This window comes from Bacillus sp. URHA0034 (genome assembly GCF_056280405.1).
Genome location: NZ_JBWCDK010000002.1, coordinates 887,477 through 905,147, shown reverse-complemented (window position 1 = coordinate 905,147; position 17,671 = coordinate 887,477). Strand labels below are relative to the sequence as shown.

The window sequence follows — 17,671 nt, the reverse complement described above, 5'->3', positions numbered from 1 at the left end:
GTAATTCTTCAAGAATTTATATGAAAATTAACGATTGAAAAAGCAATATTTGCAATGTGTTAAGCAAGAAATACCATGATTAAAAATTAGAGATGTCATAAAATTATAAATAATTAGAGAATAAAAAACCAGCCCCCCAAGAGAGGTTACTATTTTATGAGTAAATTTGTGTTATCTGCATTTGCAGATGAAATTGATTCCGATTTAAAAACTCAGATGGATGTATTAGACCAGCATGGTATCAAGTTTATTGAAATGAGAGGAGTTAATGGCAAACAACTTGTTCATTATACTTTAGAAGAAGTTAAAGAGATTAAGAAAAAGATTGATGCTAGAGGCTTTAAACTTTCGGCAATTGGATCGCCGCTGGGAAAGATTAAAATTACCGATGATTTTGAACCCCATTTGGAGCTGTTTAAGCATACTTTAGAGATTGCTAAAATCATGGAATGTAAGTATATAAGGATGTTTAGCTTTTTTATTCCCAAAGGAGAGGATCCATTAAACTATAGGGACGAAGTTATCAAAAGGTGGAGGAGTTTTATAAAGGCTGCTGAAGGAAGTGGAGTGGTTCTCCTTCACGAAAACGAATCAGGAATTTATGGCGATACTCCAGAAAGATGTTTGGATCTTCTGGAGACGTTGAATTGTGACTATTTTAAAGGGATCTTTGACTTTGCAAATTTTGTCCAATGTAATGCAAAAAATTATCCAGATGCCTATGAATTGCTTCAGGACCATATAGTGTATGTTCATGTCAAAGACGCCATATCCAATGATCATCATGTAGTACCGGCGGGGGAAGGAGATGGAGATGTAGTAGAGATTCTTAATGAATTACATCGTAAAGGTTATGAAGGCTATTTATCTCTTGAGCCACATTTATGGGGTTATTCGGACTTTTCTTTACTTGAGCCAGATTCCCCTGGTTACGGTTTACCTGAGGGAGAAGCGAAAAGATTCGCGGTTGCCGTCCATGCATTGAAAAAAATATTAAATGATTTGAATCTATAAATAGGAGGAGTCGCTATGACCAAAGTGCGTGTAGGTATTATCGGTATCGGAGGTATGGGTACAAACCATGCACAAGAATTGATAGCAGGAAAGGTTCCCAATGCAGAACTTACGGCTGTATGTGATATAAGAACGGAAAGGTTAGAATGGGCTAAACAGAGCTTTGGTGACAGTATTAAGCTCTTTGACAATACGGATAGCTTTTTTCAATCGAAAGCTTTTGATGCAGTTATGATCGTTACTCCACATTATGATCATCCTGGTCTAGCCATACAATCATTGAATTCCGGGTATCATACGCTTATTGAAAAACCTGCGGGAGTTTATACAAAAGCTGTAAGAGAGATGAATGAGGTTGCGTTACAAAGTGATAAGGTATTTGCCATTATGTACAACCAAAGGACAAATCCATTGTATAAAAAGCTTAAGGAGCTTATTGAATCGGGGGAACTTGGCGAGCTTAAAAGGTCCATCTGGATCATAACTAATTGGTACCGGCCACAAAGCTATTACGATGCAGGGGATTGGAGAGCAACATGGTCAGGAGAAGGTGGTGGAGTACTTCTCAATCAAGATCCGCATCAACTTGATTTGTGGCAGTGGATTTGTGGAATGCCAAAAAGAGTACGTGCCTTTATGTCATTTGGAAAGTATCACGATATCGAAGTCGAAGATGATGTAACAGCTTATGTAGAGTATGAGAATGGGGCTACTGGTCTGTTTATAACAACCACAGGGGAAGCACCAGGAACCAATCGGTTAGAGGTTACTGGTGACCGTGGGAAGATAGTGATTGAAGACGATAAGTTAAGTTTTTGGAGACTGCGTGTATCGGAGAGAGAGTTTAATAGAGATTATAAAGGCGGCTTTGGAAGTCCTGAGTGTTGGAAATGTGAAATTCCTACACCAGGTGAAAATTCTCAGCACATTGGTATCATGAGGGACTGGGTTAGTGCAATTTTAAATGACACCAAGTTGATTGCTCCTGGTGTAGAGGGAATAAAGGGTCTAACCATTTCAAATGCAATGCATTTATCCGCTTGGACTGATAGTTGGGTAGATATTCCTTTTGATGAAGACTTGTTCTATGAGAAGCTCAAAGAGAGAATAGATAACTCTACATTTAAAAAGAATGTTAGAGATTTAACTCTTGATGTTTCTGGAACGTTTTAAGAAAATAGAAGGATTCTCTGAAAAAGTTAGTTTCCTGCCCGATTGGCTGAAGAAGTAAATTTAAGCAAGTCTTACGTGTCTCATGTTTTTAAGGAAATTACAGGATTAACCTTAATGGAGTTTGTGATGGCTTGGCAAGCAAAATATCGATTAGAAATGGAGCCTTATCAACCACTTTCAGAAATTTCAAGTCAAGTTGATACCCATTTTACGAATTTTCTTAATTGTCGAAAAAAATTCCTTGAAATTTTTACAAAAAGAGATACAATAAACACAAATCTACCATATTAGTATATTAATCTACTAGAATGGTAGTATGATAATTAATTTCCTTATTGCTTAAATAAGGGGATTACTAGAAAAAGGAACAATGAGAAGAGGAAAATCGATGCCAAGTGCATTCGTTAATGCCAAAGAATTTGCTTATGAAACACTAAAGTCCGATATTTTAAATTTAAAACTGATTCCTGGTACAAAAATCTCAGAAAAATTAATGTCCGACTTTTTACAAGTAAGTCGAACTCCAATCAGAGAAGCATTTTTAAAATTAGCCCAGGAAGAATTATTAACGATCATCCCTCAGAGCGGAACATTTGTCTCACTCATCAATTTGGATCGTGCAGAAGAAGCACGGTTTGTCCGTGAAATCATTGAATCAAAAAATGTCGGGTTATGCTGTGAAAATCCCACAGATGAAACGATTTTTAATTTAGAAGTCAACCTAAAAATGCAGGAAAAGCTTGTCTCTATCAAGGTAGGAAACCAAGGAGTCCAAAAATTCCTTGAATTAGATGAAGCTTTCCACAAAGCTCAATTTGTATGTTCCGGGAAAGAACGCACCTGGAAGATGATACAAGACATGGCAGGACACTTAAATAGGTTTCGAATGTTGCGGTTGACCGATATCAAGGTTTTTGATTGGGATGTAGTGATGGATCACCACAAAGAAATTTTTGAAGCTATCTGTGAAAAGGATAAAACAAAGGCAGAAATACTTATGTCTAAACACTTAAGGCTGATGCTATCTGAACAAGATATTCTGATTAAAAAATACTCTGAATATTTCGAATGGAGAAAGTAGCATAATTGAATGGAACCGTGCAAACACAGAGGATGCTCCGCCAGTATGTGAGAAAAGGAATAACATTATTTTGTTCCTTTTTTTAAAAATCAAAAATGAAAGCGGTTTAATTTTAGGGGGGTGATGGAATGGCAGCTAGGGAAAGAACAACTAAAAACACAAAAAGACACAATTTCTTATTAGTGGCCAAGGCGCAGTAAGAACAACATTCATGAAACTCACTTCTGGATTTTTTAGCTTATTACAGTAGTAACAGGCAAAGCCTGATTTCTATAATGGAAAAATTTAAAAACAGAAAGGGATGGAACGGGATGATTAAAGTCGCAATTATAGGTACTGGTGCAATATCAAATGCACATATCAAGGGGTACCTGCAATTTCCAGACAGATGTGAGATTGTTGCTGTATCCGATATTTATTCGGAAAAAGCTGAAAAGACCGTAAAGGATTTCAACTTAAACGCTGATATTTATAGTGATTACCATGAAATGCTAAACCGACCTGATATTGATTTGGTTTCCGTTTGTACACCACCATATACACATGCTGAAATTGCCATTGACTTCTTAAACGCAGGAAAAAATGTTCTTGTTGAGAAACCCATGGCTTCATCATTAGAAGAATGTGATGCCATGAACCGGGCCCAGGAACAAAGCGGCAAGATATTATCGATCGTTTCTCAGAATCGGTTTACAGATCCAATGATGAAGCTTAAGGCAATCCTTGATACAAAGCTAATGGGCCCAATTGTACATACGCAGGTGGATTCATTTTGGTGGAGAGGTTACTGCTACTATGATTTATGGTGGAGAGGTACATATGAAAAAGAAGGCGGCGGCTGTACATTAAACCATGCGGTCCATCATATCGATATTTTTCATTGGATGAATGGAATGCCTTCAGAAGTAACAGCTATTACAAGCAATACATCACATGATAATGCTGAAGTAGAAGATTTATCGGTTGCCATTTTCCGATATCCGAATGGAAGTTTAGCGCAAATTACAAGTTCTGTTGTTCATCATGGAGAGGAGCAGCAATTGATCTTCCAAGGAAAAAATGCAAGGGTATCTGTTCCATGGAAAGTCGCGGCATCAAAATCGAAAGAAAATGGTTTCCCTGAAAAAGATGAAGAGCTGGAGGCAAAACTTCAGCGTGCATATGACCAATTGTCAGACCTGGAATATACCGGTCATACAGCACAGATTGAAGATATTTTATCAGCCATTGAAGGTAAAAAACAAGTATTAGTGGATGGAATACAAGGTCGACAAACGCTTGAATTGATAACAGCGATTTACCAATCAGCAAGCACTGGCGAAACGGTAAAGCTTCCATTAAATGAGAACAGCCCGTTCTATACCAGTGATGGAGTATTGAAAAACGCCACCCACTTTTATGAAAAGAAAAACCATGTTGTTAATTTTACCGAAAATGTTATTTCTACTGGTGGTAAATACGAATAATTGTTTTTCTTCCAATCTTAAATATAAAGGAGCGAGTAATATGGATCGAAATGATGGAATGAATTATGCACCAAAAGGTTTGGTTAAACGAGTCGTCGTGGAACCAGGGGAGTTTCAATTTGCCGCCATTGGTTTAGATCATGGCCATATTTATGGGATGTGTAACGGCTTAATTGAGGCAGGGGCTCAGCTCACTGCAGTTTACGATCCGGACCCTAAGAAGGTAAATGATTTCATTACTAAATATCCTCAGGCAAAAATAGCATCTTGTGAAGAAGAGATTTTCAATAATCCAGATATTCAGCTGGTTGCAAGTGCGAATATCCCTTCAGAGCGCGGCCCGCTTGGTCTTCGTGCCCTTGACCATGGAAAACATTATTTTACTGATAAGCCTGCTTTTACAAAATTGAATCAGGTGAAACAAGCAAGACAAAAGGTAGCCGAAACGGGACTTAAATGGGGAATTTACTATGGTGAACGCCTCCACTCTGAAAGTTCCATGTTTGCAGGACAATTAATTGAAGAAGGTGCCATTGGGCGTGTCATTCAGGTCATTGGGACAGGCCCACATCGCGCAAATCCGAAAAGCAGACCCGATTGGTTCTTTGATCCTGAATATTATGGCGGTATTCTTTGTGATATTGGCAGCCATCAAATTGAGCAATTTTTACATTATGCTGGAGCCAAAGATGCAAAAGTATTGCATAGTAAGGTAGGAAATTATCATTTTAAACAATATCCAAAATTCCAAGATTTTGGTGATGCAACCCTAGTCGCAGATAACGGTGCAACCTTCTATTTCCGTGTCGACTGGTTTACTCCGGATGGTCTTGGTACATGGGGAGATGGCCGTGTCACTATCTTAGGAACAGAAGGTTATATTGAAGTGAGAAAGTATATTGATATTGCAAGAGATTCACAGGGAGATCATCTATATTTGGTGAACCAGCAAGGGGAAAAGCATTATCAATTATCTGGAAAGGTCGGATATCCATTCTTTGGGGAATTTATCCTTGATTGCCTAAATGGAACAGAGCATGCAATGACACAGGAGCATACCTTCAGAGCTGCGGAATTATGTATTGAAGCACAAGAACAGGCTTTGCAAATTGAGACAGCACACCATACGTATGAGCAGGTCGCACATGGGAGTGACTTCGTTAAATAAGCAATCGTCGTATTTGACACAAATTGCGACGGGAGAAGAAAGTGCTCATCTATAAAAAGACTCCATAGCGCTCAAGCTGATTTGTTAAAACGGAGGTGGTAATGTATGAAGGTTAAGGATAGTGACCTTGCTCTGAATAAAAACGATATCATGGTAAAGCCACTGAAAACGAATAAGGGATTACTTTATTATTTAAAACGTGATCTGTTACTCTACCTCATGTTGGTTATCCCTGTGGCCTATATTTTGATATTTAAATATGGATCCATGTATGGAATCCTGATAGCCTTTAAGGATTACAATATGTTTCAGGGTTTGAGTGAGAGTCCTTGGAATAATTTTGCAACATTCAAGCAAATATTTGCCACATCACAATTCTTTGAGGTTGTTAGAAATACCTTGATGCTCAATGCCTTGGATTTAATTGTGGGATTTCCGGCACCAATCATTTTAGCTATCCTGATCAATGAATTGGCATTTAAAAGGTTTAAAAAGATCAGTCAGACCATCTTGTATATGCCGCATTTCCTTTCCTGGGTTATTATCGGCGGAATTGTTGCTCAGTTACTTACACCTACAGGAATGGTCAATTCATTCATTACCCGTATGGGCGGTGATGCATTACCGTTCCTAACGAATAAATTTGCATGGATTGGAACTTATTCTTTAGTTGGAGTATGGCAGAGTACTGGGTGGGGGACGATTTTGTATCTTGCTGCTATGACGGGGATTGACAAAGAGCTGTATGAAGCTGCCGACGTGGATGGAGCAGGAAGGCTAAAAAAAATCTGGCATGTTACATTGCCGGGGATAAGACCGACCATTGCAATCCTTCTGATTTTGCAGCTCGGTCATATTATGGCCATTAACTTCGACCGTCCATTCAACCTGCAGAACAACCTTGTTATGGACTATGCTGACGTTATCAGCACCTATGTTTACCGTATAGGTATTCAATCCGCAAATTTCTCAATTGGTGCAGCCGTAGGTCTATTCCAATCCGTTATTTGCTTAATATTTCTGTTAGGTTCCAATTTTATTACTAAGAAATTAGGCGGGAAAGGAATATGGTAAGGAGGTACTGACAATGTCACAAAAAATGAAAAATAGAGTTTTTGACTATTCAGCTGTATTGATTGTTTTAATAGCGGTTTTAATATGCCTGATTCCTTTTCTTTATGTTCTATCTGAATCACTTAGTTCCAATCGGGCAATTGTATCCCAACTGGTCACTATATACCCTATAGACTTTAATATCGAAGCCTACAAGGTGGTATTCGCTGATGGCAGTATGCTGTACTCATTGTTTTACACGGTGATTCTGGTCCTTGTATATGCGCTCCTTTCATTGGCGGTCACCGTTTTGGCAGCGTACGCACTGAGTAGAAAAAGGCTCAAGGGCAGAAATGTTTTCTTGTTAGTGATGGTGTTTACCATGTATTTTAGCGGTGGTTTGATTCCGGATTATATGCTTGTAAAAAATCTGAATCTACTAAACTCCTCATTGTCACTGATTCTACCGAGTTTAATGAGTGTTTTCAATATGATTATATTGAAATCGTTCTTTGAGAACCTACCTGAAAGCCTAGAAGAAGCTGCCTACCTGGATGGATGCAATGATCTGCAGATCCTGCTTAAGATCATGCTGCCTCTTTCCAAGCCGGCGCTTGCCACCATCGCTTTATTATACGCGGTATTCAGGTGGAATTATTTTCAGGACGCTCTTTTCTATATTACGGATGAAAAGCTGTATACCATCCAGCTTAAACTGTACAATGTGATCAATATTTCACAACAAATGGCGGGAGAGAATGTCAACACAAATCTTCCTTCAGAGGCACTGAAAGCGGCGAGCATTATGTTTGGTACCGTTCCGATTCTGCTTGTGTACCCGTGGCTCCAGAAATACTTTGTATCCGGCATTACCATTGGTGCAATCAAAGGTTAATATAGGCGGATGAAATCAATCATTTTAATCTGACTTGCGCCTTTATATTCATAATTAAAATTTACTAAGGGAGTGGATTTTATGAAGGTGAAGATACTAAAATCTTTCTTTGCTTCTGTCACTGCGGTTGCACTTGCTGCTTCTTTGGCCGGTTGTGAGAGTTCAGCATCAAATGGCAAACAAAGTGGTACAACAGAGAAGTCATCAGGGAATACAAAAGAGCATCGAACATTGACGGTTGAAGTTTTTGACAGGGGAAAACCCGGTCAGCCGGATTTGAATAATAACTACTGGACAAAGTATATCAATGATACATTCGGCAAGAAGTATAATGCAACCGTTAAGTTTGTTCCAGTTCCTAGAACCCAGGAAGTGGACAAGTTGAATGTATTGATGGCATCAGGTGAGGCCCCTGATATCGTTTTCACCTACAACCAGGGTACTGTTTATAATTATGTACAGCAGGGTGGATTGGCAGACCTTAATTCAGCCCTTAAGCAGGATGGATCTCATCTCTCAAAGTATCTTGGGGATGATTTATTAAAGTATGGTAAGTTTAACGGGAAGCAGTATGCCATTCCAGGTAAGAGAACTGTACTACTGGGCATGAATACATTTATCCGTAAAGACTGGCTCGATAAACTCGGTCTTCCTCTTCCAACAACAGCAGAAGAGTTCTATAACACTATGGTTGCATTCAAAGAGAAGAATCCTGGAAATGTGAGCGGAGTCATTCCTTTTGGGTATGCACTTCAACCAGCCTATCCAGGAGTAGGTAACATTCCGGAAGCCTTTAAACCATCAGACCTGACTGAAAAACAGTTTGCAACGCTGCAGACAAGTCCAGGTTACCAGGACAACTGGAATTTACCAGGATTTAAACAAGCTGTTCAATATATGAACAAGATGTATAATGCAGGTTTGATTAGCCCGAGTTTCGCTACTGACAAAGATTCAAAACAGCTCGATGCAGATCTTTCCAATGGAAAAGTTGGAGCATTTATCACTAACTGGGATGGTCCTTACAGGACAGCTCCTGGTACCCTTGTCAATCTTAAAAAGAACGTCCCTGGTGCAGAACTAGTGCCTATTGATCCTTGGGCAAATGATGCAGGTAAGCATCCTAAGCCAGGATATGCTCCTAATGGTATGTATATCCTTGTACCGAAATCAAGTAAAAACGTTGACCTTGCAATAAAATATCTTAACTGGATGTCTGACCCAGAGGTAACCCTCTTCCTTCAGAATGGTAAGGAAGGTGTAGATTACAACATGGTCAATGGAGTTCCAAAGCAGACTGGAACTACAAATTCAGGCGAAAAGATGATGACTGTTGCAAACAACCTCGACTATGATATTCTTTCAAATGGTATCGAGCTTGGTGACAAAGAGAAGAACGTTGCAGCTGTTTCGGCAGGATATCCTGGTTTTGAAAGTGAAGTAGAGAATGCATTAAAGGTTGGATCTGTTGATTACTATGCTCCTTATTACTATTCAACGCCGAATTCAGCCGATGCAAAATACAATGCCTCACTTAAGAATTTTTCTGCTCAGATGCTTGCAAAATTAATTGCTGCTAAGCCAAATGAAGTAAGCAGTTTGTACAAATCATTGGTTAAAGAGTACATGACTCAGGGCGGACAGGCTGTTAATGATGAATATGTGAAGAATTACAAGGCACAAAATAACAAATAATAAACTCATTGTCAGTTTGGAAACTGCCTTTTATGAGGCAGTTTCCTTTTGCAATAAAGCAAAATATGAATCCTATAAAAAAAAATATTGATGGATTAGTAGAAAAACCAGAAGGAATCTATACGAAGCAGGTTCGTGAGTTATTCTGGTAAAGACCGACTTTAAGACTTATATATAATGCTATTTTAGAATTTATTAGTAAATAAGAGAAGGTGTGTATCACGATGTTACAGATAGACGGCTGGTTATATCGCACGTGTACATGGATTTATCACTTTACCCTATTAAACCTTTTATTTTTAATTAGCTGTATACCGATTATTACCATTTTTCCCGCTACGGCTGCTGCTTTTGGTGTTGCAAGACAATGGATAAAAAAGAAAGAACCGCCCATTATCACTACATACATTCAATTATTTAAAGAAAATTTCAGACAAAGCATGGTTGCCGGTTGTTTTATTGTCATATTTGGTGTGCTGCTTTATGGAGATTTCCATATCATCACAAAAATTGACTCAAACATAAAGATCTTTTTATATTTGATTTTCTGTTTAATGTTGGTTTTCTATTTAGCGGTTGTTTTACATGTGTTTCCGTTAATGGTCAATGGTTATTATACAGGCAAACAGTTACTGATCAATGCCTTGAAACTTGCCTTATATAAATTTCATCTGACCTTCATCAACATGGTTTGTCTTTATGGGCTATTTTTTCTATCCTTACATTTTCCCGTTATCTTTATTTTCCTTTTTTCAAGTATTTCTATTTTCATTACCTATTGGCAAAGTGAACAGAAATTTACACAGTTGGCAGTTAAAAATGGAATGAATTAAGTCTAATAACCATATGTACCTGAATCTATCACCACCTTTAGAAAAATATTTAGTTTGTTGGGTATATAAACAAAATTGCGGTTAATATAATTACTCCGCAAAAAAAGTCTGAAAATTCTGGTGAAGTTAAAATTTATTAAAACAGGAGGCATCTTATGAACAAGAAGTTTAGTATCAAACGCAGAGTTTCGCTGCTAACTGCGACTATCATTATATCAGGATCGCTCTATACGGTTTCGACAATTGCCCCGGCATATGCCGCAAGCACCGATGTCAAAACGATGTATACGTATGACTTCAACCCAACGGATCAAACTAAGGATCAATCCTTGTTTACCGCGGCATCAGCGGCCCAGGTTGCTTGGCAGAGTGGCAGCAGCATTGGTTCCGGTGACGATTATGTGCTTAAAGGAACACATATTGGTGCGGATTACACTGCTGCCAACAACGCAATTCATCTAGCATTACCGCAGTCCCTTCCGGCAGGATATGTTTACAACATTAAAGTATCGTTCTATGTTCCTTCAGCAGATAACCAGGGCAAATCCACGATTACCGGACCTGGGGTAGTGTTAAATGGAGCGTATGCCGTCAACCAGTACAAGCTTCCTGCAAATCCTGGAACAATCGCGATGGACACATGGAAGACTGTTGACATTAACACTCCTGTCATGACGGAGGACCTTACGAGTGTTGACTTCCGCTTTGTTACCAATAATGCGGCTAACCACCCTGACGTTTGGTATATCGACCATATCGAAATCAGCCAGGTTGGCGATCCCCAACCAGTCCCGACATGGAACCTGAACATTCCATCACTGGCAGACACTTACAAGAGCAGCTTCCTGTTTGGTAATGTCATCGAGCCAACCCAGCTTGATACAAAAACAACCAACATGTACAAGTCCTACTATAACGTTACGACTCCTGAAAATGCCATGAAGCCGCTTTCGCTCAGCACAGCGAAGGGCATTTACAACTATTCGGGCGCTGATTCGATCATCGCTTGGGCTCAGCAGAACGACATCCAAGTTCACGGTCATACATTAGTTTGGCACGACCAATCACCGAATTGGCTGAACAAGAATACGGACGGAACACCGCTTTCACGCAGTGAAGCCCGCGAGAACTTGCAGGACTATATCAGCAATGTCGCTGGACATTTCAAGGGTAAAGTTATTTCTTGGGACGTTGTCAACGAAGCTCTTGACGGTGGCTCTCTCCCAATCACGGATTGGAAAGCAGCAGCAAGAAAATCTCCTTGGTATGTGGCATATGCGAACGGTGCTGACACAACCAAAGGCGAAAGCGGTGCTGACTATATTTACGACGCGTTTATTTACGCTCGTCAGGCTGATCCGAACGCGACTCTTTATTACAACGACTATAACGAAACCGATGCCTGGAAGCGTGAAGCGATGGGGCAGATGGTTGAAGATATTAATGCAAAATGGCTTACTGACTCGCGCAACACGGACCCAAGCCGCAAGCTTATTGAAGGTGTAGGCATGCAGTCTCATTATAATACTTCTGGGCCGGATCCATCCCAGGTCGAAACTTCTATCAAACGCTTCATACAGGCTGGAGTGAAGATCAGTGTGTCGGAACTAGATGCCGGCTACAGATCGAACGGCGGACAGGCTTCCACGACACTCACTCAGGAGCAGCAGGTAACCCAGGCTAACTACTATGCTCACCTGTTTGAAATTTACAAAGCTTATGCTGATCACATCCAACGTGTAACCATTTGGGGTAAAGCTGACTCTCAGAGTTGGCGTAATACATCTAGCCCTATTTTGTTCGACACTATGTACGCTCCAAAACAAGCTTACTATGCTGTTCTCGATCCGAGCGGCTATCTGGTGAAACAAGGACTCGCGCCTCGTTCACTGTATGACCTGTCTGTCTCGACGCCAGGCACTAACTCAATCGTTGCTGGTCTACATGCCAACATCACGGTTAAAGCTGCTGCCGCTGATCTAGGTAACTACAAGGTTGTTGCTTACTTAGCCAAGAACGGAATAAAATGCAGCGATGAGTTCCAAGTTGTCAACGGTACCGCAAATATTACGATCCCGCATGCTCCTGCATCCGGACAATATAGTATGGTTGTTGATGCTTTTAACGGTTCCACCCTGCATGCTTCGAAGGCTGTCCCACTGACAATCATCGACAACAACTTCGAAGTTGCCGTTAACGGGACAAATCTCAACTACACTCTCGACGATAACGGCAATGCAGTATTTACTCCAAACGCAGAACAGCTCAATGCATTGTTCAATACCGATTCGCAGACAGTAACTATTGATTTAAGCGACGACAGCAATGTGACCGGCATCAAGTTCATAGTGTCTGCGGAGCCATTCAAAAATGTTGACAAAACTCTCGAATTTGCGACAGCAGACGCAATGAACAAGGTAAAAACGAAAAACTTATGGAACAGCTCAGGTAAAACCAGAGTAATCACTATCAGTGCAGGTGTCGTATCCATAACAAATATGTAATCACCGAATTTGGTGATGGACCTAAAAAGGAGTCCCAGCAATGGGGCTCCTTTATCTTTTAATCATCGGTCTTGCTAATTTCTGGACGGACGAAGGCAAGAAGCATTCCCCCGAATTTTTGGCCAAAGAATTCAGATAATTTCTAGATCTAAAAAATGCAAAATTACCTTACTGTAAGTAATGACTAACAGGAGGAAAAAAATGGTGGTTTAACCGCCTAATACACCTCATGGGATAGAACAACAAATAGGGAGATTGCTTGAGAGAAATCTCCCTATTAAAAGTGTTCAATTTAAATTTAGTGATGAATAAGAGGGGATTAACTTGGAGGTACTTTTGCATACAGATTGTGAAGGATTGTACTTAAACCAACGGGTATTTTTGTTTGATTTGGGCACTTGATGTAGATTGGGAGGGTATTGTTCTAATTTAAAAAACAGCAATTAATTTACAATTAGGGAGTTCAGTCTTCAAAACTGCTAGAGAGGCGCTTGTCGTCTCTGCTAGGTTCAATTCCTAGGCAGTCCCGCCAAATTGAATAACTCGAGGATTCCTAATACAAAAAGGCCAAGCAATGCTTGGTCTTTTGTAGTAGTTATAAGGAGAACGATATACAAAAGCCAATGATTCCGCCCAATAACTTTAATCTAGTATTTTAAATGTCTTTCCAATCCAAATCTTTTACAAATTGTACGAATGCTCTTACCACATTCAATTCCAAAGACCTCTCATGATAATAAATCCATGTTCGTCGCAATATAGGATTTCCTTTATTATCAATTAAATCAATCTTATATAAATCCTCTATCCCGTTAAGTGTCCTGCTAGAGAGAATACCATAGCCTAATCCATTTTTAACCATTTCTTTGCAAGTATCCACTTGATCGACTTCTATACTGACAAAAGCCGGTTGTGTGAAGTTTTCGGCCCACCAATTATCAACTACTGATTTTAATAAGTAGTCCCCTCTGTAATCGATCCTTGGAAGATGAGGAAGATCACCGATGACAATTTCTTCTTTGGAGGTGACGCAAATTGTTTCTTCAAATAATTGATGTTTCAATAATCCCCGACAACTGTAATCTCCCCGAACAAAACCAATATGAACCTCATTGTTATGCACAAGTTGAGAAACATCTTTGCTCCACCCTGTGATCACTTTGAATTCCACATGAGGATACTGTTCTTTGAATAATTTCAAAATATGAGCCAGTTTATAATTCGCGAAAAAATTGGATACTCCCAATTTAAGTATCCCTGCCACTTCATTATCTTTTGTACTGTCCATATGGAGAAGATTCTCTTTTATTTTTTGATAATGGGCAAGGGCCTCCTCAGCACAATGGGCAAGGTACTCTCCTTGCGGGGTAAAATGAATCCCCCGACTTTCACGCGTTACGATTGTCGTCCCTAATTCCTCTTGCATATGCTTTAAACGATTGGTTAATGCAGGTTGTGTTATAAACAAAAGCTTAGCAGCTTTTGTTAAATTTTTTTCTCTATGAAGAACTTTCAGTATTTCCCAATCACGGTATTCCATTGTTCACACCCTGTTTATGCGATATAAAAATTTCTTATAGGTAAATATAATTTATTGGTATTTTATTTATTTCTATTATTGCATTATCCTTAATCGTAAGCAATCTATAATTCTATAAATGAAAGTGACTGAACAAAGGAATAGCCCCAAGCTCGGAGGGAGCGGGAATAGAATAAAGAAAATCCTTAGGGAAATTCATGTATCCAAACCTTGCCATGTGAGGGGAGTTAGTTTCACAGGAAATATAATTAAGATTTGATGTTAACTATGTTGTAAAGAAAAACATCCTATGTTCAATCTTGAATAGAAATACTGTCTTACAAACATAAAAATGGTAATAAAGTGAGGAATTTTTTATATGTGGAATATCACTGTGTTTAAAAATGGAAGAAGTGTAAGAATGTATGAGTTTAACACTGAAAAAGAAGCAAAAAATTTTTTCGAAACTATTCAAGGATATAAAATTCTTACACAGATTGTTTACTTTAATGATCAATGTTTCGATTTAGTAGCGAATTGAATTCTTCCTAGTACCGGGTAGATGCCATTTAAATTTGTAGTTGGAGTTGGAATATGGTAATGCGGTTATTACAAAAAACACAGACGATCGTTCGTTATCAGAATCATAGTGGTAATATATATTATGGAATTGTTGAGAATGATGAAATTTTACAATTGTCCAGTAGTTTTACTGAAATTGTAAACAATGAATTATATTATGATGGAATAAAAGTTAATTTTAGTGATGTGAAAATTTTGGAGCCTGTAGCACCCTCAAAGGTGATTAATTTCGGCTGGACATATGCGGAACACGCAATGGAGACTGGGGGAAAGGCAAATCTGAAAGAGCCGTTTTTGTTTTTAAAACCGACATCTTCATTGATTCCTAATGGCGGGGATATTATTCTTCCGTCAAGTGATTTAACAAATCAGGTGGAGATGGAAGGGGAAGTGGCACTCGTTATCGGCAAGCGAGGCAAAAATATAAAAGAAGAAGATGCATTGGATTATGTTTTTGGCTGCACTATATTTAATGACGTAACTGCAAGAGATCTTACAAAAAATGATCCCCAGTTTACACGCGGAAAAGGTTTTGACACTTTTGGCCCATTGGGTCCGTGGATTGTGAAAGGTATAGATCCAACCAATTTACGCATCGTTACTAAGTTAAACGGCAAAGTCGTTCAAGAGGGTAATACCAATCAGATGTCACTTTCCATACCTTTTCTGATTAGTTGGATTTCAAAAGTTATGACACTTGAACCAGGTGATGTTTTGGCTACTGGTTCCCCTTCTGGCAGTTGTCCAATGAAAACAGGCGACTTCGTGTCTGTGGAAGTAGAAAAGATCGGTAAGCTAAGTAATTATGTAATATAGAAAAAAAGTGATCAAAGGGTGCCGGTGGGGTATCCCTTTTTTTTTACACTGATATGGAACAGAATATGCATAACGATGAATGTATGCCCTACATAAAAGACCATAAAATAACCCTAGAGTAAATAGCATTTGTAATCTATTAATCCAATCTAAATACTAACTAACTAAAAAAGCCGGCTGCCAAAATCAAGTAAAAATTAATCGTTTCGTGTAAAATGCTATCTGATATACTATGACTATATAACGTTCTTACTTTGGAGATACAGACTGATGAAACTACCACACATCAAATTGAAATTATTTACCCAAATGGTACTGCTTATATCCATAGTTATTTGTGCTACTTCCATTCTGGCAGCCATTTTTTTTACGAGAATTATGGACGATCTTTCCGCACAGTATCTCGGCCATGAAGCGATGTCTGTAGCAAAATTAGCTGCAGAGGATGACAGGATTATCCGTGCATTTAAAAGTGACAACCCTTCTAAAGAAATCCAACCAATTGCAGAAAAGATGAGAAAATTAACAGGGGCAAGTTATATCGTTATCGGAAATAAATGGGGGATTCGTTATTCCCACCCCAATCCGAAATATATTGGTAAATCAATGGGGACGAGCAATGAGCCTGTTTTTAAGCAGCATATATCCGTTGTCTATTTTGGCGAAGGGATCTCGGGTCCTGCGATTAAAGCCAAAACCCCAATTGTGGATGAAAAAGGGAACATAATTGGCGTATCTTCAGTCGGATTTCTAATGGTGGATGTAAAAAAAAGAATCTTTACCTATAAAGAAGAAATTATTGGACTCGCTTTATTGTTGCTGCTAATCGGAGTCGCAGCTTCTTTTTTCATTGCGAAGAGAATAAAACGGAAAATGTTTGGTCTGGAACCCGAGGAGATTTCCTATATTTTGAAAGAAAAGGAAGCGATACTTGAATCGATTCGGGATGGAATTATTGCGGTGGATAAAAATTTTCGTGTTCTTTCCATGAATAAAAGGACCCGCGAATTGCTTATGCAAAACTTCCCGTTGACTGATTATGTTATACAAAACAGCCGTTTAAGAGAAATGATTCAGGATGTTTTTGATTCCAAAAAAGGGAGCGTCAATAAAAAGATTTTTATCGGTGACCAAGTGTATGTCATTGATTTTTCACTGGTTACCCAAATGGACTGCATTGCAGGAGTCGTGTTAACGATACGAACAGAGTTTGAAATTGAGCAATTGTTTGATGAGGTATCAAAAATTAAATCTTACTCTGAAAATATGAGGGCACTGAACCATGAATTTTTGAACAAATTAAACACGATATATGGTTTATTAAGCATTGAGGAATACGATAAAGCAAGGGAACTGATTTCAAGTGAAGTGGAAGAACGTCAAAGCACGATCGTATTTCTTATGTCAGCGGTTAAAGATCCTTTACTTGTCGCTTGCTTGCTAGGTAAAATTAATCGTTCAAAAGAGTTAAAGGTAGATTTAAAGATTGATGAGGAAAGCAGCTTATCTGATATACCTGTTTCAATGGATACCAAGCTGCTTGTATCTATTCTTGGCAATATTATTGATAACGCGATGGAAGCAGCCAAAGAAAAAAACAGAGCCGGGGCCATCGTCACTGTGTCCTTCACTGACATCGGCAGAGATCTTGTTTTTGATATACAAGACAACGGGCCAGGCATTCAAGATGAAAAACAAAACTCTATTTTTATGGAAGGATATACCACCAAAGCTGGGAAAAATCGCGGCCTTGGTCTAAACATAGTCAAGAATTCCCTTGCTAAATTAAATGGACAAGTATATATTACTAAAAGCTTTTTGGGCGGTTCAAAATTTACACTTGTGATTCCAAAAAAATAAAAGGAGGATGTA

Annotated in this window: 14 protein-coding genes; 13 read left to right on the top strand and 1 reads right to left on the bottom strand. The window is 38.9% G+C overall.

Annotated elements, in window-relative coordinates:
* Positions 1 to 156 precede the first annotated feature (156 nt).
* From ACZ9EE_RS06440 to ACZ9EE_RS06390, 11 genes are all read left to right on the top strand, one after another.
* Complete coding sequence (locus ACZ9EE_RS06440) at positions 157 to 1,014, top strand: sugar phosphate isomerase/epimerase family protein (protein ID WP_476025834.1); 858 nt, start codon at positions 157 to 159, stop codon at positions 1,012 to 1,014.
* A gap of 15 nt (positions 1,015 to 1,029) precedes the next feature.
* The gene (locus ACZ9EE_RS06435) at positions 1,030 to 2,187 is read left to right on the top strand and encodes a Gfo/Idh/MocA family protein (protein WP_476025833.1); all 1,158 of its coding nucleotides are present in this window, start codon (positions 1,030 to 1,032) and stop codon (positions 2,185 to 2,187) included.
* A 42-nt stretch (positions 2,188 to 2,229) separates the two neighbouring features.
* Positions 2,230 to 2,478, top strand: a complete 249-nt coding sequence (locus tag ACZ9EE_RS06430; RefSeq protein WP_476025832.1) for a helix-turn-helix domain-containing protein — start codon at positions 2,230 to 2,232, stop codon at positions 2,476 to 2,478.
* A 97-nt stretch (positions 2,479 to 2,575) separates the two neighbouring features.
* Complete coding sequence (locus tag ACZ9EE_RS06425; RefSeq protein ID WP_476025831.1) at positions 2,576 to 3,268, top strand: GntR family transcriptional regulator; 693 nt, start codon at positions 2,576 to 2,578, stop codon at positions 3,266 to 3,268.
* 311 nt (positions 3,269 to 3,579) lie between these two features.
* Positions 3,580 to 4,734, top strand: coding sequence for a Gfo/Idh/MocA family protein (locus ACZ9EE_RS06420; protein WP_476025830.1), 1,155 nt, complete (start codon positions 3,580 to 3,582; stop codon positions 4,732 to 4,734).
* 40 nt (positions 4,735 to 4,774) lie between these two features.
* Complete coding sequence (locus ACZ9EE_RS06415; RefSeq protein WP_476025829.1) at positions 4,775 to 5,902, top strand: Gfo/Idh/MocA family protein; 1,128 nt, start codon at positions 4,775 to 4,777, stop codon at positions 5,900 to 5,902.
* A 105-nt stretch (positions 5,903 to 6,007) separates the two neighbouring features.
* Complete coding sequence (locus tag ACZ9EE_RS06410; RefSeq protein ID WP_476025828.1) at positions 6,008 to 6,976, top strand: ABC transporter permease; 969 nt, start codon at positions 6,008 to 6,010, stop codon at positions 6,974 to 6,976.
* A gap of 13 nt (positions 6,977 to 6,989) precedes the next feature.
* Positions 6,990 to 7,850: a carbohydrate ABC transporter permease gene (locus ACZ9EE_RS06405; protein WP_476025827.1), complete on the top strand. Its 861-nt coding sequence runs from the start codon at positions 6,990 to 6,992 to the stop codon at positions 7,848 to 7,850.
* Between the two features lie 81 nt (positions 7,851 to 7,931).
* Complete coding sequence (locus ACZ9EE_RS06400) at positions 7,932 to 9,545, top strand: extracellular solute-binding protein (RefSeq protein ID WP_476025826.1); 1,614 nt, start codon at positions 7,932 to 7,934, stop codon at positions 9,543 to 9,545.
* Between the two features lie 224 nt (positions 9,546 to 9,769).
* Positions 9,770 to 10,378: a YesL family protein gene (locus ACZ9EE_RS06395; protein ID WP_476025825.1), complete on the top strand. Its 609-nt coding sequence runs from the start codon at positions 9,770 to 9,772 to the stop codon at positions 10,376 to 10,378.
* Between the two features lie 155 nt (positions 10,379 to 10,533).
* Positions 10,534 to 12,882: an endo-1,4-beta-xylanase gene (locus ACZ9EE_RS06390; protein WP_476025824.1), complete on the top strand. Its 2,349-nt coding sequence runs from the start codon at positions 10,534 to 10,536 to the stop codon at positions 12,880 to 12,882.
* 655 nt (positions 12,883 to 13,537) lie between these two features.
* Here the strand turns inward: ACZ9EE_RS06390 and ACZ9EE_RS06385 are convergent.
* On the bottom strand, positions 13,538 to 14,422 hold the full coding sequence (locus tag ACZ9EE_RS06385; protein WP_476025823.1) for a LysR family transcriptional regulator: 885 nt from the start codon (positions 14,420 to 14,422) through the stop codon (positions 13,538 to 13,540).
* Between the two features lie 573 nt (positions 14,423 to 14,995).
* Between ACZ9EE_RS06385 and ACZ9EE_RS06380 the strand changes: the two genes are divergently transcribed.
* Complete coding sequence (locus tag ACZ9EE_RS06380; RefSeq protein WP_476025822.1) at positions 14,996 to 15,799, top strand: fumarylacetoacetate hydrolase family protein; 804 nt, start codon at positions 14,996 to 14,998, stop codon at positions 15,797 to 15,799.
* Positions 15,800 to 16,069: 270 nt separating this feature from the next.
* Positions 16,070 to 17,659, top strand: a complete 1,590-nt coding sequence (locus ACZ9EE_RS06375) for an ATP-binding protein (RefSeq protein ID WP_476025821.1) — start codon at positions 16,070 to 16,072, stop codon at positions 17,657 to 17,659.
* The last annotated feature ends 12 nt before the right edge of the window (positions 17,660 to 17,671 follow it).